The organism is Vibrio sp. Vb1166, from assembly GCF_033338695.1.
GTDB classification, from domain to species: domain Bacteria; phylum Pseudomonadota; class Gammaproteobacteria; order Enterobacterales; family Vibrionaceae; genus Vibrio; species Vibrio alginolyticus.
Genome location: NZ_JAWOTE010000002.1, coordinates 306,715 through 327,262 on the forward strand (window position 1 = coordinate 306,715; position 20,548 = coordinate 327,262).

Annotated in this window: 18 protein-coding genes; 4 read left to right on the forward strand and 14 right to left on the reverse strand. The window is 45.4% G+C overall.

Translation table 11 applies throughout. The annotated features are described in order from the left end of the window. Positions 1 to 40: 40 nt before the first annotated feature. From bioD to bioB, 4 genes are read right to left on the reverse strand one after another with little or no spacing between them, the layout of a single operon-like run. Positions 41 to 727 (reverse strand): dethiobiotin synthase, encoded by a 687-nt coding sequence (bioD, locus tag R7E51_RS03820; RefSeq protein WP_005378217.1) that lies wholly within the window; start codon positions 725 to 727, stop codon positions 41 to 43. Further along, entirely contained in the window at positions 724 to 1,545 is an 822-nt protein-coding gene (gene bioC, locus R7E51_RS03825) for a malonyl-ACP O-methyltransferase BioC (protein WP_206957383.1), read from the reverse strand. Before bioC ends, bioD begins: the two co-directional genes overlap by 4 nt. Beyond that, positions 1,545 to 2,696, reverse strand: a complete 1,152-nt coding sequence (gene bioF / locus R7E51_RS03830; protein ID WP_017821706.1) for an 8-amino-7-oxononanoate synthase — start codon at positions 2,694 to 2,696, stop codon at positions 1,545 to 1,547. Before bioF ends, bioC begins: the two co-directional genes overlap by 1 nt. Beyond that, positions 2,683 to 3,735 carry a biotin synthase BioB gene (gene bioB / locus R7E51_RS03835; RefSeq protein ID WP_005378222.1) on the reverse strand — a complete coding sequence of 351 codons (1,053 nt, stop codon included), beginning with the start codon at positions 3,733 to 3,735 and terminating at the stop codon, positions 2,683 to 2,685. The genes bioF and bioB overlap by 14 nt, the downstream gene beginning before the upstream one ends. Positions 3,736 to 3,865: 130 nt before the next feature. Here bioB and bioA point away from each other — a divergent pair, with 130 nt between their 5' ends. Then, entirely contained in the window at positions 3,866 to 5,146 is a 1,281-nt protein-coding gene (gene bioA / locus R7E51_RS03840; RefSeq protein WP_017821705.1) for an adenosylmethionine--8-amino-7-oxononanoate transaminase, read from the forward strand. 69 nt (positions 5,147 to 5,215) lie between these two features. Here bioA and R7E51_RS03845 read toward each other — a convergent pair whose 3' ends face one another. The 6 genes from R7E51_RS03845 to lrp form a co-directional block, all read right to left on the reverse strand. Then, positions 5,216 to 5,470: a DksA/TraR family C4-type zinc finger protein gene (locus R7E51_RS03845; protein WP_017821704.1), complete on the reverse strand. Its 255-nt coding sequence runs from the start codon at positions 5,468 to 5,470 to the stop codon at positions 5,216 to 5,218. Between the two features lie 207 nt (positions 5,471 to 5,677). Further along, the gene (serS, locus tag R7E51_RS03850) at positions 5,678 to 6,985 is read right to left on the reverse strand and encodes a serine--tRNA ligase (protein WP_005437179.1); all 1,308 of its coding nucleotides are present in this window, start codon (positions 6,983 to 6,985) and stop codon (positions 5,678 to 5,680) included. 91 nt (positions 6,986 to 7,076) lie between these two features. Further along, positions 7,077 to 8,432, reverse strand: a complete 1,356-nt coding sequence (locus R7E51_RS03855; RefSeq protein ID WP_242531367.1) for a replication-associated recombination protein A — start codon at positions 8,430 to 8,432, stop codon at positions 7,077 to 7,079. Further along, positions 8,433 to 9,059, reverse strand: coding sequence for an outer membrane lipoprotein chaperone LolA (gene lolA, locus R7E51_RS03860; RefSeq protein WP_005388103.1), 627 nt, complete (start codon positions 9,057 to 9,059; stop codon positions 8,433 to 8,435). A gap of 61 nt (positions 9,060 to 9,120) precedes the next feature. Then, the gene (locus tag R7E51_RS03865; RefSeq protein WP_017821701.1) at positions 9,121 to 12,168 is read right to left on the reverse strand and encodes a DNA translocase FtsK; all 3,048 of its coding nucleotides are present in this window, start codon (positions 12,166 to 12,168) and stop codon (positions 9,121 to 9,123) included. A gap of 152 nt (positions 12,169 to 12,320) precedes the next feature. Next, on the reverse strand, positions 12,321 to 12,815 hold the full coding sequence (gene lrp, locus R7E51_RS03870) for a leucine-responsive transcriptional regulator Lrp (RefSeq protein ID WP_005378234.1): 495 nt from the start codon (positions 12,813 to 12,815) through the stop codon (positions 12,321 to 12,323). 156 nt (positions 12,816 to 12,971) lie between these two features. Between lrp and ald the strand changes: the two genes are divergently transcribed. Then, positions 12,972 to 14,096: an alanine dehydrogenase gene (ald, locus tag R7E51_RS03875; protein ID WP_005378241.1), complete on the forward strand. Its 1,125-nt coding sequence runs from the start codon at positions 12,972 to 12,974 to the stop codon at positions 14,094 to 14,096. A 93-nt stretch (positions 14,097 to 14,189) separates the two neighbouring features. On the opposite strand, the gene R7E51_RS03880 is transcribed toward ald, so the two are convergent. Next, positions 14,190 to 15,386 (reverse strand): methyltransferase, encoded by a 1,197-nt coding sequence (locus tag R7E51_RS03880; RefSeq protein ID WP_054577965.1) that lies wholly within the window; start codon positions 15,384 to 15,386, stop codon positions 14,190 to 14,192. 53 nt (positions 15,387 to 15,439) lie between these two features. Beyond that, positions 15,440 to 16,414 carry an HTH-type transcriptional regulator CysB gene (gene cysB / locus R7E51_RS03885; RefSeq protein WP_005388967.1) on the reverse strand — a complete coding sequence of 325 codons (975 nt, stop codon included), beginning with the start codon at positions 16,412 to 16,414 and terminating at the stop codon, positions 15,440 to 15,442. Between the two features lie 313 nt (positions 16,415 to 16,727). Between cysB and R7E51_RS03890 the strand changes: the two genes are divergently transcribed. Both R7E51_RS03890 and miaE read left to right on the forward strand, forming a co-directional pair. Next, on the forward strand, positions 16,728 to 17,492 hold the full coding sequence (locus R7E51_RS03890; protein WP_005378247.1) for a hypothetical protein: 765 nt from the start codon (positions 16,728 to 16,730) through the stop codon (positions 17,490 to 17,492). A gap of 97 nt (positions 17,493 to 17,589) precedes the next feature. Then, positions 17,590 to 18,360 (forward strand): tRNA isopentenyl-2-thiomethyl-A-37 hydroxylase MiaE, encoded by a 771-nt coding sequence (miaE, locus tag R7E51_RS03895; RefSeq protein ID WP_064353786.1) that lies wholly within the window; start codon positions 17,590 to 17,592, stop codon positions 18,358 to 18,360. 125 nt (positions 18,361 to 18,485) lie between these two features. Here the strand turns inward: miaE and R7E51_RS03900 are convergent, their stop codons facing one another. Both R7E51_RS03900 and R7E51_RS03905 read right to left on the reverse strand, forming a co-directional pair. After that, positions 18,486 to 20,114, reverse strand: coding sequence for a methyl-accepting chemotaxis protein (locus R7E51_RS03900; RefSeq protein ID WP_064368020.1), 1,629 nt, complete (start codon positions 20,112 to 20,114; stop codon positions 18,486 to 18,488). Positions 20,115 to 20,269: 155 nt separating this feature from the next. After that, a complete protein-coding gene (locus R7E51_RS03905; protein ID WP_025766895.1) occupies positions 20,270 to 20,536 on the reverse strand; it encodes a hypothetical protein in 267 nt (88 codons plus the stop codon). Positions 20,537 to 20,548: the final 12 nt, after the last annotated feature.

The following is a 20,548-nucleotide window of genomic DNA, read 5'->3' on the forward strand; positions in this document are numbered from 1 at the left end:
CGCAGCCCTTTGGGTTTTTAGTCTTTTATCCTAAACACCATTAGTCAGTGTTTAGCAACGGCTCTACATTAATGTACTTGCCTAGCTCTTTGCGTTTAGCACTTGGAATATATGGAATTTCCCCAAGCTTAGGTGCATCGATACGTGCTTCTAGCATCTCGATAATGTCAGCGTAGTGCTCTGTGCCTGGGTTGACGCGGTTTGCCACCCAGCCAACAAGATTCAAACCATCCGCTTTAATACTCTCCGCTGTGAGTAAAGCGTGGCTCAAACAGCCTAATTTAATGCCAACCACCAGTACAACAGGTAACTGCTCTTCTTTTACCCATGTAGATAAACAGTCCGTATCGGATACTGGCACACGCCAGCCTCCAGCACCTTCAACGAGAACAACATCGGCTTGCTGCTTATGTTGAGCCAGTTTTTGACTCAGAACATCGTAACTTATTTCGACATGTTCATGCTTCGCTGCAATGTGGGGAGAAGCAGGCAACTCTAAAGCGTATGGGTTCACATCATCATAGGCCACATCGAGTGTTGCGGCGTCTTGTAAGTGTAAAGCATCAGAGTTACGCCATCCGGCTTCAGTCTTGTCACTCCCTGCTGCCACTGGCTTATAACCAATAGTGTTTAGTCCTTTTGCTGCGATCGCTTGCAAAATGGCTTTAGACGCTACCGTCTTTCCAACATCAGTATCCGTACCAGCAATAAAAAAAGCATCAATCATAGATGTATTACTCCAAAACAAACCTGATAACTTGCAGGTAGAAGACCTTGATCGTTTTTAAACGCTTGGTACGCATGCTCAACTTTTAACAAAGTCTCGCGACTAGTTAAACCGTGTGAGCGCCCGCTTACGTGATTTGCACCTATACCTTTGAGGTCACGCATAACTGAAAATGCAGAGTCGTACCAAACTGTGATGGTGGTCAAGTCTAGTTGATGGCTGTCACATCGAGATTGCGCTAACGCAATTTTTACCTGATTGAGCGTTAGAAAGTTATTGACGTGTTGATATGCATCAACTTTTTCCCATGATGCACGCAGCTCATACAGTGATCCATCAACCAGTGTAGAGAACCACGCTTTCCCACCATTTTTTAGCACGCGGCGCACTTCTTTTAGTGGGTAACTTAAATCTGTACACCATTGCAGCGCTAAACTTGAAAACACGTAATCGAAGCTATCATCGTCAAATGGTAAGTTTTCAGCATCAGCAACTTGGTAATGCATTCGTACTGCACCACAACGCTGCTCTGCTTTATCTAACATGGCTTGAGAGATATCGCCGCAGACTACTTCCGCACCGCGTTGTTGAAGTAGTTGGGAGAAATAACCCGTGCCACAACCTAAATCCAATACACGTTTTCCCGTCAAGTTTTCAGGAAGTTTATCAAGCAGCTGATGCCCGACATCACGTTGAAAAGCCGCATGTTTATCGTATGTTTCTGCTGCTTTACCAAACGAAGAGGCAATCGCGTCTTTATCTTGATGGAAACTCTCTAACGCGAGCGTTTGCGCTAATGCGGTAGTTGCATTATCCATTACAGCGCTCCTAATGCTTGCTTCAATGCGATTGAAAGCGTTTTAACTTGTTCATTAGTGTGATTGGCAGTGAGTGTGATTCGAAGACGAGACGTTCCTTTAGGCACCGTCGGAGGGCGAATAGCAGTCACCCAAATACCGTTTTGGCGACAAGCACCTGCTACTCGCAAAGCCAATTCAGATTCACCAATCAAAAAGGGCTTAATCGAAGTTTGAGTCTCAACAAACCCCTCAAGGTCGCTAAGGCTATCTCGATACACTTCACTAAGCTCAGAGAGCTTTTCACGTCGCCAAGACTGCTCTTGAACCATAGAAACCGCATGCGTGAGCGCGTAGGCTTGTGCCGGAGGCATCGCTGTGGAATACACATGGTGACGAGCAAACTGAGTCAAAAAGTCTCCCGTTGCGTGGTCACATAAAATAGCCGCGCCAGACATACCAAACGCTTTGCCGAAAGTAACGATCAGTATCTCGGGTTTAACCGTTGCCAACTCGCAAGAACCACCACCGGATTGACCAAGAACGCCAATACCATGAGCGTCATCGACAGCAAACCAAGCATCATGACTACGAGTGACTTCAGCTATATCGCTAAGCGGCGCACAGTCGCCGTCCATGCTGAATACCCCTTCAGTCACAACTAGATGGTTGTCTTCGCTATTAATCAGCGACTTTAGGTGCTCGATGTCATTGTGTTTGAAGCGCTTCATCTTAGCTGGTGACAACGCCCCCGCTTCCATCAGTGAGGCATGGTTCAAACGGTCTTGGATCAATACGTCTGATTTTTCCAACAAGGTGAACAACAAGGCTTGATTAGCACTGAATCCAGAACCAAACAGAATTGCTCTGTCGTAACCCAACCATTCGGTCAGTGCGGCTTCTAAATTGCTGTGCGCGGCACTAAAGCCAGTCACCATCGGTGATGCTCCACTGCCACTACCATATACGCTTAAACCTTGCTGCCAAGCCCGAACAAGCGCTTGGTCATTAGCCAATCCCAAATAATCATTACTTGAGAAATTAATGTAGCGTCTACCTTCGTGTTCCAAAACGGACTGGTTACCGGCAAACACCACATTCATAGAACGATTCAACCCTTGCGTTTTACGCTCAGCAAGGGCGGACTCGATACGAGATTTAAACGCTGGCATCGTAGAAAAGGTCGTCTTTTGTCGGACGGGCAGCAACGCGCTCTACGACGCGATCGAGTAACTCGTTTTCTTCGATTTCATCAGGCTTTTGAGACACCTCTTGGCTGTTAATACCGAGCTTATTGAACAGCATCATGTCCTTATCTTCAGAAGGATTTGGAGTCGTCAGAAGTTTGCAGCCATAGAAGACTGAGTTTGCACCCGCCATAAAACACAGCGCTTGCATTTGTTCGTTCATGTTTTCACGGCCAGCCGATAGACGAACCGCTGATTGAGGCATCATGATGCGCGCAATCGCAATCAAGCGAATGAAATCGAATGGCTCAACATCGTCCACCTCTTCCAGTGGTGTGCCTTTCACCTTCACGAGCATGTTGATTGGCACACTTTCAGGATGCACTGGCAAGTTAGCTAATTCAACCAACAAACCTGCTCGGTCGTTAGCACTTTCACCCATACCGATGATGCCACCGGAACAGATCTTCATGCCAGCATCACGAACATGAGACAAAGTATCTAAACGGTCTTGATAAGTACGTGTGGTAATGATGTTGCCGTAAAATTCAGGAGACGTATCTAGGTTGTGGTTGTAGTAATCCAAACCTGCGGTTGCCAGTTGTTTTGCTTGATCTGGTGTCAACATGCCTAATGTCATACACGTTTCTAAACCCATGCCCTTCACGCCTTTGATCATGTCGGTCAAATGCGGCATGTCACGCTCTTTTGGATTTTTCCATGCTGCGCCCATACAGAATCGAGTAGAACCAGCATTTTTGGCTTTTTGCGCAGCATCGAGTACGCGTTCTACTTCCATCAGACGCTCTTTCTCGATGTCTGTGGTGTAACGAGCACTCTGAGGACAGTACTTACAATCTTCTGGACAAGCACCTGTCTTAATCGACAGAAGCGTGCTTACTTGAACATGGTTGGTTTGTTGATATTGACGATGTACAAGCTGCGCTTCGAATAGGAGATCCATGAATGGTTTTTCCATGAGATCGCGCACTTCAGCATGCGTCCAGTTATGACGAACTTCCACGTGTATTCCTTTAGTCACTTTTGTTGTTGTGTTGACAGTCTACTGAGTCTCGATAAACTGTCAACACAACGCAAAAGATCAAAGTTTACACCTGTCTGTTTTTTAGCCTCAATTATTATTGGAATCGCACATGGATCTCGCCTTCGACCGCCAGCATATCTGGCATCCTTACACTTCGACATTGACACCTCTGACCTGCTACCCAGTGGCATCGGCAAATGGTGTTCATATTAAATTGGAAGACGGTACTGAGCTGGTCGATGGCATGTCTTCTTGGTGGTCGACGATCCACGGCTACAACCATCCGCATTTAAATCAAGCCGCTCACCAGCAAATCGATCAGGTCTCTCACGTGATGTTTGGCGGGATTACCCACCAGCCAGCAATCAGTTTGTGTAAGAAGCTATTGTCCCTTGCACCAAATAACCTTGAACATGTATTCCTTGCCGATTCAGGCTCCGTTGCCGTAGAAGTCAGCTTAAAAATGGCACTGCAATATTGGCATGCAAAAGGCGAACGCCGACCGAAGTTTCTTACTTTGCGACACGGTTATCACGGCGACACCTTTGCAGCTATGTCGGTTACCGATCCTGATAACTCAATGCACTCTCTTTACAAAGGCTTTTTGCCTGAGCATATCTTTGCGGAGTCAGCAACTTGTGGTTATTGGGATGAATGGAAGCCAGAGGACCTTACCGACTTCGAGCACAAGATTGAAACGCACCATGAAGAACTTGCTGCGGTGATCCTAGAACCTATTGTTCAAGGCGCAGGCGGCATGCGCATCTACCATCCAGAATTTCTCAAAGGCGTGCGTAGGCTTTGCGACAAATACGGCTTGTTATTGATTGCAGATGAGATCGCTACCGGATTTGGTCGTACCGGTAAGTTGTTTGCCTGCGAACATGCAGACATTCAACCAGACATTCTGTGTGTCGGGAAAGCACTCACTGGCGGCTACATGACCCTCTCTGCGACCCTGGCGAGCAAACACGTAGCAGACACCGTTTGTGGTGGTGATGCAGGCTGTTTTATGCACGGTCCAACCTTTATGGGGAATCCACTCGCCTGTGCTGTTGCCACCGCAAGTTTGGAATTGATTGAGCAAGGTAATTGGCAGCAACAAACCCAACAAATTGAAACGCTGTTTTCTGAGTTACTACCAAAACTTGAAGAATACGAGTTGGTGAAAAACACCCGTTGGCTAGGTGCCATTGGCGTAGTGGAGACGCATCGCCCTGTGAATATGGAAACCATCCAAGCCTTGTTTGTTGAACACGGAGTTTGGATTCGTCCATTTGGCAAACTGATTTATATGATGCCGCCGTTCATCAGCAAGCCGGAAGATATTGAGAAGCTAGTTAACGCGATTGATGCGGCGTTGCAACGTAAAGACTGCTTCGCTTCATAGTCCAATTCAATACGAAAACGGTTTGAGTATGAGACTCAAACCGTCTCATTATTTATTAGAACAGTAAAGTTATCGGAGTTGACTGTCTTTACTCGCTCGTCGATTGAACAATGCTTGGCGTTGAGACACCAATTCGATTGTTGACTGACATTCGATACACAAACGAACGCCTTTCATAGCAAAACGACGTGCTTCTGGGATCTCATCACCACACTCATCGCAATAATGGGCGCTTTCACCCCTTGTGATACTGCCACGAACACGGGAAATCTCGTCGTCTATTGTGTTTTGAATTTGTTGGCTGACGCTATCGTCATTTGCCACCCTACGGCCATAAGCCCTCCTCGTTACTTGAATGAGAAAATCTACTTACCGTGGTAAGGTGGATGATTATATCGATTACAAATAACAAGATAATTAGGGTAAATTCGAAAACACTATTGCAGCTTAGTAATAATCAATTTTCACTCGACGCAGATAACAAAAAACCCAGCACTAAGGCTGGGTTTTGGTGTTCTAGTGGTTAATGAATTAACCGATGTGCGTTGCGCCCGCCATGTACTTCTGAAGTACTGTAGGGATTGCAATGCGGCCGTCTGCTTCTTGGTTGTTTTCTAGGATAGCAACCATTGTACGACCTACAGCAAGACCAGAACCGTTTAGCGTGTGTACAAGCTCAGGTTTCTTCTCGCCTTTACGACGGAAACGTGCTTGCATACGACGAGCTTGGAAATCCCACATGTTAGAACATGAAGAAATTTCACGGTAAGTTTCTTGAGCAGGAACCCAAACTTCTAGGTCGTAAGTCTTACGAGCGCCGAAGCCCATGTCACCTGTACATAGAACCACTTTACGGTAAGGAAGCTCTAGAAGTTGTAGAACTTTCTCAGCGTGACCTGTTAGCTCTTCTAGTGCGTTCATTGAATCTTCTGGCTTAGTGATTTGTACTAGCTCAACTTTGTCGAACTGGTGCATACGAATCAAACCACGAGTATCACGACCGTAAGAACCTGCTTCTGAACGGAAACATGGCGTGTGAGCTGTCATCTTAATTGGTAGATCCGCTTCGTCAGAAATCGTGTCACGAACTAGGTTCGTTACAGGTACTTCTGCAGTAGGGATTAGAGACAGTTTACGTGGCTCTTCGTCGTTTACTTTTTCTACTAGCGGCTCAGTGTGGAAAAGATCTTTACCAAACTTAGGAAGCTGACCAGTACCGAATAGGCTGTCAGAGTTTACTAGGTAAGGTACGTACATTTCTGTGTAGCCGTGCTCTTCAGTGTGAAGATCCAGCATGAACTGAGCGATTGCACGGTGTAGACGAGCAAATTGGCCTTTCATCACGATGAAACGTGCGCCAGTGATCTTAACTGCACTTGCGAAGTCTAGACCGTCGCCCATTTCGCCTAGGTCAACGTGATCTTTCAGTTCGAAGTCGTAAGACTTTGGCTCACCCCAACGAGAGATTTCAACGTTGTCGTTTTCATCTTTGCCATCTGGCACTTCATCTGCTGGGATGTTTGGTACAGAAAGCGTGAATTCGTCTAGTTGAGCCATTACTTGCTCAAGTTCAACTTTCTTCGCATCAAGATCGCTACCTAGCGTACCGATTTGTTTCTTGATCTCTTCTGCGCCTTCTTTGTCGCCAGCCGCCATTTTTTGGCCGATTTGCTTGGAGATGGAGTTACGCGTGGATTGTAAATTTTCTACTTCTACTTGAATGGACTTACGTTGTTCTTCAAGTTTACGAATAGTATCTACGTCTAGCTTAAAGCCACGACGCGCCAGTTTAGCAGCTGTTTCATCCAGCTCTGTACGAAGTAATTTAGAATCCAGCATTGTTAATCCTATGCTTTTTGTTGTGAAATCACGCGCACTTTCCAAGCGTACGCGTTAAAAAAATTTACTGCACAAATGTATCCAAAAACGCCTACTTTTCATAGCGCTTTTGTGGGCTATTTGCGTCTAAAGTAGCCAAGTAATCTAACTTTTCGCCGATTTTGGTCTCTAGACCACGATTTGTAGGCTGATAGTACCTACGATCGCCCATTTCAGGTGGCAAATATTGCTCACCCGCAGCGTAAGCGCCAGGCTCATCGTGAGCATAACGATAATCTGCACCGTAACCCATGTCTTTCATCAAACTGGTTGGTGCATTTCGAAGGTGATGCGGCACTTCATATTCAGGTAAGTTATGAGCGTCCGTGAGCGCTTGTTTCCACGCCACGTATACCGCATTACTTTTTGGCGCACACGCTAAGTACACGATCGCCTGTGCAATCGCACGTTCACCTTCTGCTGGACCAACGCGCGTAAAACAGTCCCACGCGGAGAGTGCCACTTGCATGGCTCTAGGGTCCGCATTGCCGACATCTTCCGATGCTATCGCAAGTAATCGACGGGCAATGTAAAGAGGATCACATCCCGCTGCAATCATACGTGCAGCCCAGTAAAGCGCCGCATCTGGGTTAGAGCCACGAATTGATTTGTGGACCGCAGAGATTAAGTCATACCAGATATCACCTTTGTTATCGAAGCGAGAGACTTTCTCCCCTGCCACTTCAGCCAGCAACTTAAGCGTGATCTCTTTTTCACCTTGCGCATTGTCTTCTGCCATGTCGTAGAGCAGCTCAAGATAATTGAGAGACATGCGAGCATCACCGTTTACCAGTTCTGCTAGGCGGTCTAATACGTTATCAGCGAAGTGTGCAGGTGTGTTACCCAAGCCACGTTCTTTATCGCTGATCGCTTGGTTCAGCGCCAGTGAGATTTCATCTTTATCGAGAGACGTCAGCTTGTAGACACGTGCACGTGACAGCAATGCGTTGTTTAACTCAAACGATGGGTTTTCTGTCGTCGCACCAATAAAGGTAACCGTGCCATCTTCGATATGCGGCAAAAACGCATCTTGTTGAGATTTGTTGAAGCGATGCACCTCATCCACAAATAAGATGGTGCGGCGGCCCGCCATTTTGTTCTCACGTGCTTTCTCGATTGCAGCACGGATTTCTTTCACACCAGACGTTACCGCAGACACACGCTCTACTTCAGCATTGGCATAGTTTGCAGCCACTTCCGCTAATGTCGTTTTGCCTGTGCCTGGTGGTCCCCAAAGGATCATAGAGTGAATGTGACCCGCCTCTAGCGCACGGCGCAGTGGCTTACCAGGGCCTAAAATGTGCTGCTGTCCAATGTATTGCTCGATTGTTTCCGGTCTCATACGAGCAGCAAGGGGACGAAAATCTTCGTCCCCCGAGAAATCTAATGTGTAATTACTCACTACCAATTAATTCCTTTGGTCATCCACTTCCACACCTTTTGGAATTGTGAATGTGAATCTGTCTGCTTTTGGTTTACCCAGCTTCACGTTGTTAAAGGTGAACAAACCTTTTTGACCGTCTTGCTCAACCACGTTGAAGCCTTTCACGACACCTTTGGCATCAATATTAATCTGGAATTGACCTTGTGTGGAGTCTACTGCGGTAGGAATGAGAGTGAACTGGTCACCTTTTTGAGATATTTTGTAGTTATTCCAATCACTTGCTCGGTTACGCGTTAGCAAAACAAATGGCGTTTGCTCTGTTGCTTGCTCTTGCCAGTAGATGCTCACTTGCTCGATGAATGGGCTGTAGTACCACAATGTCTTACCGTCAGAGACCAATAGGTTCTCATCAGGGAATGTTGTGCTCCAACGGAACAGGCTTGGGCGGGCAATTTCAACCGTACCTTCTCCTTCCATAACCGTTTCGCCTTCAGGGCTGATAACCTGCTGAGAGAAATCTGCACTAAAGCCATCATTCATAGAAAGGCGTTTGTTTAATTCATCTTTAGGAGATGCTGCGTGTGCAGTAGAGAAGAGGGAAAAGCTTAAAACAAGCGCGGAGAAAAGTTTCGCTGAAAATAGTTTTTTCATTCAGATACCTATTATTAGAACCACTCACCTCAGTTGGACTGAGGTGAGTAACACAAGTTCATTAATCTTTTGGTGGCGCAGGTGCCAGTACTTCACGGTTACCGTTATGACCCGGAGCACTTACGATGCCCTGCGCCTCAAGCTGCTCTACAATACGGGCGGCACGGTTGTAACCTATCTTAAATCGGCGCTGAACACCGGAAACCGAACCTCGACGTGATTGAACCACGTGCTCAACAACTTGATCGAAGAGCGGGTCTACATCTTCATCCGCTTCCATTTGCTCACCTGGCAATAGACTTTCTGGAGTTTGATCTCCACTGATGATCTCTTCAATGTAGTTAGGTTTACCACGCGCTTTCCAGTTGTTTACAACAGCATGAACATCATCATCTGATGCAAATGCACCGTGAACACGAGTTGTATGACTTGACCCCGGCGGTAGATACAACATATCACCCATACCAAGTAGTGATTCTGCGCCGCCTTGATCTAGGATTGTACGAGAGTCCGTTTTAGTCGATACCGTAAACGCAACACGAGTTGGAATGTTCGCTTTAATTAGACCGGTAATAACATCAACCGATGGACGCTGAGTCGCAAGAATTAAGTGAATACCTGCCGCACGCGCTTTTTGCGCCAAGCGAGCAATCAGTTCTTCAACTTTCTTACCGACCACCATCATTAGGTCAGCAAATTCGTCAACAACAACGACGATGTAAGGCAGCTTTTCTAGCAATGGCGGTTCAGTATCCATGCTGTCGCCTTCTTGCCAGAACGGGTCATGGATTGGGTGGCCCGCTTCTGCTGCCATCTTCAGTTTTTCGTTGAAGCCCTTCACATTACGTACACCTAATGCCGACATCAATTTGTAACGACGTTCCATCTCGCCCACACACCAACGTAGAGCATTTGATGCGTCTTTCATATCAGTCACAACTTCAGAAAGAAGATGAGGGATACCTTCATAAATAGAAAGCTCTAGCATTTTCGGGTCAATCATGATGAAGCGTACATCTTCTGGGCCTGCTTTATACAGCATGCTCAAAATCATCACGTTCACACCTACCGACTTACCAGAACCTGTTGTACCTGCTACTAGCACGTGTGGCATCTTCGCAAGATCTGCCACCACAGCTTCGCCCGCAATGTCTTGACCTAACACAACCGTTGTTGGTGACGTTGCTTGCTCAAACTGAGGGCTACTGATGACATCAGATAAATAGACCGTCTGACGACTCATGTTTGGCAGTTCCAAACCGATGTAAGGCTTGCCAGGGATTACTTCCACAACACGTACCGCCATCGCAGACAATGCACGCGCTAAGTCAGTTGAAAGACCAGAAATACGACTTACTTTCACCCCCGGCGCCAAATCAAGCTCAAAACGAGTGATCACTGGACCAGGATAAATACCAACCACATCGGCTTTGATTTTGTAGTCAGCGAGTTTGCTCTCTACCAATCGAGCGACCTGCTCTAGCGCATCACGGTCGATAAAGTTTTCACGTTTTTCTGGATGATAAAGCAACTCGAGCGTTGGGAGTGGCTCTTCCGGAACTGGCAAGTTTTCTTCTTTCTGTACCAAAAATGGGTTCTGTGTTGCAGCGACTTTGGCTTGCGCATTGGAAACCATATCTTGGAATGCGGTAACGTCTTGGTCGTTGTCTTGGATCTCTTCTACTTCCACTTTTTGAGGTGCAGGTTCAAATGTTGTTGAAGGTGTTGCTGCTTGCTGATGAGGCGTTGTTGGCTGTACTTGCTGTGCAGGCTGAGACTCCACTTCGTCTTCATCATCTAACACATCAAAGTCAGAGATCGTAGGCTCAATATGTTGGCTCGACTCTGTTTGAGCCGTGATGCTATCTAATACAGCAGAATCAATTGCAGGCTCTTCATGTACAGGATGCTCTATACTTGGCTGCTGTACTTGCTCTGCTTCAAATTGTTCGTACTCCGCATAATCTGGTTCAACACTGATCGGTTCTTCTGTAGCTGTATGTGGCTCTACATAGGAAGAGTAAGTGTTTGCAAATGATGGGGCTGCCTGTTCTTCAGTTCCCCAGTCATCTGCTTGTTGCGCCGCTGCTTCAAGCTCTTCTATCGTAACATTCAGTTGCTTGGTGCGTTCCAAGAGCGGATCAACGTTATCCGTGTTAACCGTATGGATAGGTTGTATTTGAGGCTCAGGTTCAGAATAAACTGGCGCAGCATTAACCGTAGCCTTGCGTTGTGGTGGCGTCGGTTCTACCATCGCCTGTTCCGCAGGCTTATCAGGTTTAGCTTGCGGCATATAAATAGGATACTCATGCGCTGGCGCCGGCTCTTTCGGTTCATCGACATCGTACGCCGTTAAATGAGGAAGCGGCTCATCATCAATTTCATGGTCTACATTATGTTTAGGCGTAGAGACTTTATCTTCTACAAACTCATCAAGCTGAGGTTCTAAAACTTCCTGCTCTGAACCTCTTGCCTTATTTGCAAGCGCGGCAATTAGCGCTAACGCACGATCACCAAGCCATTCCACGATGTTAAGCCATGAGATGCCAGTGAAGAGCGTAAAGCCCGCTCCCCACAAGAACAGCAGTACCAATGTGGTACCGAGTACATTCAATGTAGGTAAAGCGAGGCTAGACAACACATCCCCGACCACACCTCCGGATGAAAAATACCAAATGTCATCAAAATTAATATCGGCAAGACCGCAACTGGTCATAATAAGGACGACAAGACCGAGCAGCCTTGTACCCCATAGCATGAAATCAATTGGCTCATCTTCTCCTCGTTTACGGCAAATCACCCATGCAGCCGCCGCTAGCAAGAAAGGGATTGGGTAAGCGAGAGAGCCAAATGTGAAGAATAGAGTATCGGCTAGCCAAGCGCCGAAAAGGCCACCAGCATTATCGATATCCCCTCCCCATGCGGTTTGGGACCAAGAAGGATCGGCCGGACTGAAGGTAAATAGTGCAACCGCAAGCAATACCGAGCTAAGAACGCCAACGATAAAGCAGCACTCTTTTAAGCGTTGGAAGCCATTTAAGCGTGAAGACTGGGGCTCTTCACTGGTTTTGATAATGGTTTCGACTTTCTTTGCGTTCTCTTTGAACATAAATCAACTTGAATATGGAAATGAAATAGGAAATTGCAAAACATTCCGAGCGGCATCAAGCCGCTCGGTAAATTGATTTAACCATATCAAGGAGAAAAACCCAATTACTCTCTGGCGAAAGCGGAAGCATATACCGCTTTCTTTGCAAGAAATTAACGAGTTTTGATCACAAGCTGGTTAGATTGTTTCACTTCTTCCATAACAACGTATGTGCGAGTGTCATTTACGCCAGGTAGACGTAGTAACGTATCGCCCAATAGTCGGCGGTAAGCACCCATATCTGATACACGGGTTTTAAGAAGATAGTCAAAGTCACCTGAAACAAGATGACACTCTTGTATGTCGTCTAGCTTTTGAACAGCTGAGTTAAACTGCTCAAACACATCCGGCGCACCACGGTTTAGCGTAATCTCAACGAATACTAATAGTGATGCATCCAGGAACTGCGGATTCAATAATGCAGTATACCCTGTGATATAACCCTGACGCTCTAAGCGACGTACACGCTCCAAACATGGCGTTGGAGAAAGTCCCACACGTTTTGAAAGCTCAACGTTTGAAATACGACCGTCTTTCTGCAGCTCATTAAGAATGTTGCGGTCGATACGGTCTAGTTCCTTGGACGGCTTTTTATAGTTGTCTGCCATTTTTTATTCCACCTTATTACTTCCTTGCAAAAAAATATACTACAACTTTTTAATATTTGGTGCCAAATTTTACAAATCTATAACTATACTAGTTATTAATTCGACAATAACACCCTACTAACAGTTAATACAACCATTATAGAAAGAGGATACAGGATGATCATTGGCGTACCTAAGGAAATCAAGAATCACGAATATCGTGTTGGTATGATCCCAGCTAGCGTGAGAGAACTCATCTCACATGGTCACCAAGTTTTAGTTGAGACCAATGCAGGTGCCGGCATTGGTTTTTCAGACGATGATTACATCGCTGTCGGCGCATCCATTCTCCCTCATGCTGCTGACGTATTTGCGCAAGCAGACATGATTGTAAAAGTAAAAGAACCCCAAGCAGTAGAGAGAGCAATGCTCCGCGAAGGGCAAATTTTATTTACTTATTTACACCTAGCACCAGATTTTCCACAAACTGATGAGCTAATCAAGAGCAAAGCTGTCTGTATAGCCTATGAGACTGTAACAGATAATATGGGTCGTTTGCCACTGTTAGCACCAATGTCAGAAGTGGCAGGTCGGATGTCTATCCAAGCTGGTGCGCAAACGTTGGAAAAATCGCATGGCGGTCGTGGTCTACTCCTAGGCGGCGTACCTGGTGTTGAACCTGCAAAAGTCGTTATCGTTGGTGGTGGCGTTGTTGGTGCAAACGCCGCTCGTATGGCGGTTGGCCTTCGCGCTGACGTCACCATTCTAGACCGTAACGTAGACACACTTCGTAAGCTTGACGAAGAATTCCAAGGTCGCGCAAAAGTGGTTTATTCTACTGAAGACGCTATCGAGAAGCATGTTCTAGAAGCGGACCTTGTTATCGGTGCCGTTCTAATTCCTGGCGCAGCAGCACCTAAACTGGTCACTAAAGAGCATATTGCTAAGATGAAGCCTGGTGCGGCAGTGGTTGACGTGGCAATTGACCAAGGCGGTTGTTTCGAAACTTCACACGCGACAACTCACGCAGATCCAACTTACATCGTTGATGAAGTGGTTCACTACTGTGTAGCAAATATGCCTGGCGCAGTTGCTCGCACTTCAACATTTGCACTCAACAACGCTACACTTCCATACATCGTGAAGTTAGCAAATAAAGGCTACCGCGAAGCACTTCTAGAAGATAAAGGCTTCCTTGAAGGTCTAAACGTTATTCACGGAAAAGTAACGTGTAAAGAAGTAGCAGAAAGCTTTGACTTGGAATACGTTGAACCAACTCAAGCTATTGCTATGTTCAATTAATGACAAAATAAAACATAACTTGTCACGTTTTGTTTACAAAAGCCCACACTGAAGTGGGCTTTTTCATATAGAGTATTTGGCTATAAAGAATAACTAAATCTTATATGCACAAATTAAAATATTTCTAGGCGTGACCGATTTAGGGCAAAACTCTGACAATCTAACACGGTAACCACGTTCTTCAAGATAAAGCACTTTGTCTAATGCGAGCCAGATCTCCAACGGACGTTGAAAAACAAGTTGCACTAAGCTCATTCTCTCCATTTGCCAGAAGCGTTGTTCGCTTAACTTTTCAAAATGAGAGAAATCGATTTCTTGAGGAAGAATAATGCCTTTTTGCTCCGCTGCCCAGCGACAGAACAATTCAAAACCATCACTTAATTGCGACTTACGGATACTCGGCACAGGCTGATACTCTGCCATTCCCAAAGCTTGTCGCGTGATCAAATCAAACCCAAGACGAAACATCATTTCCTGCTGACGATGACGACGCACGCGCTCTCCTCCCGTCACCGTTTGTTGTAATGGGATACGCAGTTCTTGCTTAGACAATGAGAGAGAAGAAGCCCTGCCCGATTCCGACATCGGCTGGTATTGTTCCGACTGAATCAAGTGGTAACAACAAGGTGATATGGTCATCGCAGCAACCCCATTTTCACTGCCGTACTGCATTAGACGAACGTGAAGGTCACCGCATGCATGCAGTGCTACTGCGTGTTGCGTTGGCTTAAACACGGCTTTCGCTTTGCTATCAAACGCGTCGCCTTGAATAAACGTCATCTTCCAATGATGTTCATTGGCTGCTTGTTGCCCCGAATCGCACAGTGCTTGTTGGTATTCAAAGCTGGTTACAGGCTGATCGGTTTGCGTTGTCAGGATTCGCCCCAAGTAACCTTTACCTGAGCACCATTCTAGCCATTCTTCGCCACAGTGTTGTTGAATTGCAGCTTCACCCATCGAGCTAATTTGCTCCAACTTACGTCCCGGAATACCGTTATCTAAACCACGAGCGAGTTCCAAGCCGTTTAACGACAAAAGCTCTAAATGAGTCAGTTCTGCGAGTTGTTCAAGCTCAGGCAAAAACGGACTAAGTGCTTTTAACGCGAGTTCTGGTGCTGCTTTGTATTCTTCGATTTGAGAGGGAGTAAGAGACGCTAGCCATTGGCACAGTCGAGGATGTTGCTCCTGCCAAGGTAATGATGTGTGAATGCTGCTTTTAAAAGGCTCGAATCGCCACAAAGATTGGTTTTCGATTAAGCAGTCATTAATAAACTGAAATTGCGTTTTCATAGCTCCCCCTACAACGAGCGCATTGTAGAGGGAATCGAAACATCAATGAAGTGTTATCTCACCGGAAGCTCGATGTCTTTAAACATCTCTTCGATTTCTGCATTAGACTTCAACGAAATCGCCTGCTCAACCACTGGACGCGTTAAGTGCGGTGCAAAACGCTCCATAAAATCGAACATGTAAGAGCGTAAGAATGTACCACGGCGGAAGCCGATGCTCGTGGTGCTCGCGCCAAACAAATGGCTCGCATCTATTGCAACCAAGTCACCGTCCTGCTCTTCATCCACAGCCATGCTTGCAATCACACCCACACCAATACCCATACGAACGTAAGTTTTAATGACGTCTGCATCAGTTGCCGTGAACACCACTCGCGGGGTTAAACCTTCGCGGTTGAATGCTGTATCCAGCTCTGAACGACCAGTAAAACCGAACACGTAAGTGACTAATGGGTAAGCGGCAAGATCACTGATCGTTACTTTGTCTTTCTTCGCTAGTGGGTGGTCTTTAGGCACAACTATTGAACGATTCCAGTGATAACAAGGCAGCATGATGGCATCTTGATATAAGTGAAGAGCTTCTGTCGCAATCGCAAAATTCGCAGTGCCTTTAGCTATCGCCTCAGACATTTGTGACGGTGTACCTTGGTGCATGTGTAACGACACTTTTGGATAACGAGAAGTAAAACCTTTGATGACATCTGGCAGTGCATAACGAGCCTGCGTATGTGTCGTGGTGATATTCAGCGTCCCCATTTCTGGATGGGTGTGCTCTCCAGCCACCGCTTTGATACTTTCTACACGAGCGAGAATTTCTTGAGAGATACGTACAATTTCTTCTCCAGCTGGCGTCACTTGCGTTAAGTGCTTACCGCTACGTTCAAAAATCTGAATACCTAACTCATCTTCCAGCAACCGAACCTGTTTACTAATACCTGGCTGAGAGGTATATAAGCTTTCCGCCGTTGCAGATACATTCAGATTATGGTTTACAACCTCAACAATATACTTCAGCTGCTGCAGTTTCATCGTAATCCCTTACTTATTCATGAGAGAGTTTATTGGCCACTCAAGCGAGCGATATAATAATTAGTTATAACGCGTTCAAATCGAAATGAACAGCAATTTCTAACTTATACCTCAATCACATACTAATAATCTTCAAGCAAGAAACAATATGCACAAAGTTGAGCCAATAAATGACCGAAGTTCTATGATGTGACTTCTATCAGTAACTAAAACGTGGGAGAGACAAAATAATCAAACAAATAAGGTGCCGAGTAAGATAAGATTCATGTATTCTTTAACGCTAGCCGCAGAAAAGTAAAGCAGACGCAAAGATATGAATATTGGTTTAATAATCGCTTTGGTAGCCATCCTACTGGTGTTAATCCTAGGCTATAACATTATGTTGCAATATAAGGTTAAAGTTGAAACCGCAAAAAGGCAGGAATCAGCGCGATATGTAGCCTTGATAGATGGTACTGAAGAGTTGATTGGTCATGCGCACCATATCCCTTTTAGTAAAGAGCTGTTGCTGTGTCTAAACAATCGTATTCTTGACGCGCTAGAGAGCATGCATGAGCTGGACCCGAAGAACAAGCAACTTGCTCAACGTATCGAAAATATGAAGCAGCAGATTACGCAGCTAAAAGAGAATGGTCCTACTGGCGAGAGTACCACTTTCAAGATGCCGAGTAGTGATAAACAAGCTATCGTCATGCTTAAGCTGGTTAAACGACTTCGCGACACTATCCGTAACGAGCACAACAAAGGCCGATTGGATACCCAGACTTACGTCACTGAAAATGCGCGCTTGGAAACGATGCAAATTCGCATCAACATTGAAAATGTCATCAAAAGAGCAAACGACTCTATCGCTCGTGGCCAACCAGGCACCGCGCTTCAACTGCTGCGTAAAGGTATCGATGCTTTGAGCACTAAGAGCGATCCTTATTCTATTCAAGCGAAACAAAAGCTTGAAGAGATGTTGGGTGACTTAGATAAAAAGCGCCAAGATAAAAGCGATGCTGAAATGCAGCAGATTGCTGACAAAGAGCGTGACAATGACATGGAAGCACTCTTCGGCGAGAAGAAAAAGTGGTAACATTCACTTCAGGTCAAGAAAGGCTGCAATTGCAGCCTTTTTTCTATCCGCAAGACAACGGATATGCCCAATAAAAATGTGAAGTACTAAAACTAAAATGATGAATCTAGACGCCTATCAAGATCTTCTTGCTCCCATTAACCAATTTCTGCAATGCAGTACACCTGATGAATGGGTAGAGGAAGCAAAGAAACCAGAGAACCTTCAAACCATTTTGTTAGACCACCTACTGTGCGAACTAAAAGCTGGCCAATCTGCCATGTTTTTAATTCGTAAGTATGCCGTTGACCAATCCAGTTCACATGCTCTACTTGACTGGTTTAAGCCCTACGAAGATTTTGCTTACCGTAACGTAGGCTCATTGGAAACTTTAAAAGGCAAGAGCAATATTTCTAAGTCAATCATGGCTAAGTCCGACTCACCATACAGCCAAGATTTGATCGATAAGATGGTGCTTTTGATAAAAGAGGAGTTACACCACTTTTATCAAGTTTTAGAGATCATGGAAAGTCGTGGAATTGAGTACAAAAATATTCCAGCAAGTCGTTATGCTAAAGGACTGATTTCGCATATGAAGACTCATGAGCCGGAAACGCTGATCGATAAACTCATCATTGGTGCGTACATCGAAGCCCGATCTTGTGAGCGTTTTGCCAAACTAGCACCACATATGGATGACGATATCGCAAAGTTCTACATTTCTTTATTACGTTCAGAAGCACGCCATTACCAGGATTATCTTGTATTAGCGGAGCAAATCGCAGGCAAAGATATCAGCGAGCGCATCGCCTACTTTGGACGTATAGAGGCAGATTTAATTTCTACGCCAGATACAGATTTTAAGTTTCACAGTGGTATTCCAGTCTAGCGAGCATATTCTCCCAAGGTTGAGCATACTCTGAACTTATATAGACAGAGAATAAATAAGCCGGACATTTCGTCCGGCTTATTTATTGTAGCAATGAGGTTAGGAATAAAGCTGAAACACAACAACTAGAGCTGGAATGAACCCATTCGAGTTTTCAAGTTGTGCGCTAGGCTACTAATCTGCTGACAAGCCACAGCCGTTTGTGAAGCTCCCTCAGCCATCTCTGTTGAAGCACTATTAATATGCTCCACACTGCGATTCAGCTCTTCGGATACAGAATTCTGCTCACTGCACGCCGTTGCGATTTGTGTGCTCATTTGCGCTATGTTATCGACAGAATGTTCAATTTCTTTTATCTGGCTATCAGCATCATTAACTTGCTCAACACACTGAGAAATACCCTCCTGACAATCACGGCTTGAATGCCCTATTTTACTGCTGCTCTCTTGTAGCTGATTAACAATTTCCACAATTTGTGAAGTGGAGTCTTGAGTGCGTTGCGCCAGAGAACGAACCTCATCTGCCACAACAGCAAACCCACGTCCTTGTTCACCTGCCCGAGCGGCTTCAATTGCGGCGTTCAGTGCTAACAAGTTTGTTTGCTCGGCAATCCCGCGGATCACATCGACGACCACATTGATATTGTTTGAGCTCGATTCAAGCTCACGTGCCAGTTCATCTGATTCTTGGATCGTATGTGATACACGCTCAATTACTGCGATAGTTTGTTGTAACGTCGCCGTTCCTTGCTTTGCCACTTCCGCAGCCGAATAAGCAGAGGTTGCGCCAACTTCGGTATTTTGTGCCACTTCACTTACAGCAGCTTGCATCTCTGTCATCGCAGAAGCCACCGAGCTAAGTTCAATTTGTTGATTTTGCATACCAGAGGCGGTCTGAGAAGAAATAGCACTCACTTCCTCTACTGCTGCCGTTAGCTGAATCGTTGAGTCATTAATCTCAGAAACCAGCGAATGTAAGTTTGTTTGCATACCGACAAGCTCTTTAAGCAACGTTCCTAACTCGTCTTTGCTCAATTCACTTTCGTCGATTTGATTATTCAATTGACCCTTGGCGATTTTAGAAGCGAATTCCAATGCTCGATCAACAGGCCCGCAAATGACTCGAGAAAGCAGCATGGCAGACATTACCATGACCAATGCGACGACAAGCGCACCAACAGCAGCGCTGTATTGTGTAAATGCCGCTTCACTTTGTACTTCTTCGCCAATCAAATTCACCAACTCATCGTTCAACGCGAGGGTATCATCCAAGCTGCTCAACGCTTTTGAGTAGGTATCGAAACTTGATAAAATTACATCATTTGCACTTTCAGCATCGCCTTGGCTTAGCAATACGTTGTAAGTCTTCGTTTCTTTGATGTATTGATTCCAAGTTTCTTTAAAAACGCTAAAGGACTGCGTTTCACGCTTATTAAGGTCGAGCTTTTCGTATTCTGCAATACCAGTCTGCACATCAGAACGCCATTGGTCGAGGCCTTTTAACCACTCACCAATTTTGGGGTGATTTGCGTTTGGCAATAAAGAGAACTCATCTTTACGCACTTTAGTAATATCAACTTGGATACCTTTCAAAATCGCAACAGAAGGTAAACTTTTATCTGTTAACACTGAGATGTCTTTATTCAGTGTTAACAAACCTTGCACCAACATTACTGACACTAAACCAAACACGGCAAAAACGGTTAAATAACTAACCGATATTTTCTTTACGACACTTAAGTCTTTAATACGCATGCACTTTCTCCCCGCAGCCTTTCCAAACCTCTCACTTAAGTGAAAGCTTAACCTCTAAAACACACTGTTTTTTGCGCTCGATATCATTGAACGCTCTTATATACATCGGCTTGAGAGATCAAATCTTGACCAGTAATTGATAGTTTTATCACATGCTATTTTAGAGATAGGCTCGTATGCTCCTTATTGTGTCTACATCTTTTCATGAGCGCTTCTCGGCGCAGATCCAAGATCTCATCGATGAGCTTTTCTTTCGCGTTTATCCCAAAATGCTGGGCATAATTTTTTACTTTTGCTATCTCATTAGGCTGCAAGCGGTACACCTCTTTCTTTAAACGCGCTTCTGCTTCACTTCTAATCAGACCTTGCTCTTGTAACAATTTAATGATGGTTTCATCGGTTGGATTTACTGCTCTAGCCATGGTGCTCCATCT

Coding starts and splice junctions, on each gene's coding strand:
- R7E51_RS03900 (WP_064368020.1), bottom strand. CDS start 20,114: ATGCGTATTAAAGACTTAAGTGTCGTAAAGAAAATATCGGTTAGTTAT.
- R7E51_RS03880 (WP_054577965.1), bottom strand. CDS start 15,386: ATGAAAACGCAATTTCAGTTTATTAATGACTGCTTAATCGAAAACCAA.
- R7E51_RS03890 (WP_005378247.1), top strand. CDS start 16,728: ATGAATATTGGTTTAATAATCGCTTTGGTAGCCATCCTACTGGTGTTA.
- ald (WP_005378241.1), top strand. CDS start 12,972: ATGATCATTGGCGTACCTAAGGAAATCAAGAATCACGAATATCGTGTT.
- bioA (WP_017821705.1), top strand. CDS start 3,866: ATGGATCTCGCCTTCGACCGCCAGCATATCTGGCATCCTTACACTTCG.
- lolA (WP_005388103.1), bottom strand. CDS start 9,059: ATGAAAAAACTATTTTCAGCGAAACTTTTCTCCGCGCTTGTTTTAAGC.
- bioC (WP_206957383.1), bottom strand. CDS start 1,545: ATGGATAATGCAACTACCGCATTAGCGCAAACGCTCGCGTTAGAGAGT.
- R7E51_RS03865 (WP_017821701.1), bottom strand. CDS start 12,168: ATGTTCAAAGAGAACGCAAAGAAAGTCGAAACCATTATCAAAACCAGT.
- bioF (WP_017821706.1), bottom strand. CDS start 2,696: ATGCCAGCGTTTAAATCTCGTATCGAGTCCGCCCTTGCTGAGCGTAAA.
- lrp (WP_005378234.1), bottom strand. CDS start 12,815: ATGGCAGACAACTATAAAAAGCCGTCCAAGGAACTAGACCGTATCGAC.
- R7E51_RS03905 (WP_025766895.1), bottom strand. CDS start 20,536: ATGGCTAGAGCAGTAAATCCAACCGATGAAACCATCATTAAATTGTTA.
- cysB (WP_005388967.1), bottom strand. CDS start 16,414: ATGAAACTGCAGCAGCTGAAGTATATTGTTGAGGTTGTAAACCATAAT.
- bioD (WP_005378217.1), bottom strand. CDS start 727: ATGATTGATGCTTTTTTTATTGCTGGTACGGATACTGATGTTGGAAAG.
- serS (WP_005437179.1), bottom strand. CDS start 6,985: ATGCTGGATTCTAAATTACTTCGTACAGAGCTGGATGAAACAGCTGCT.
- miaE (WP_064353786.1), top strand. CDS start 17,590: ATGATGAATCTAGACGCCTATCAAGATCTTCTTGCTCCCATTAACCAA.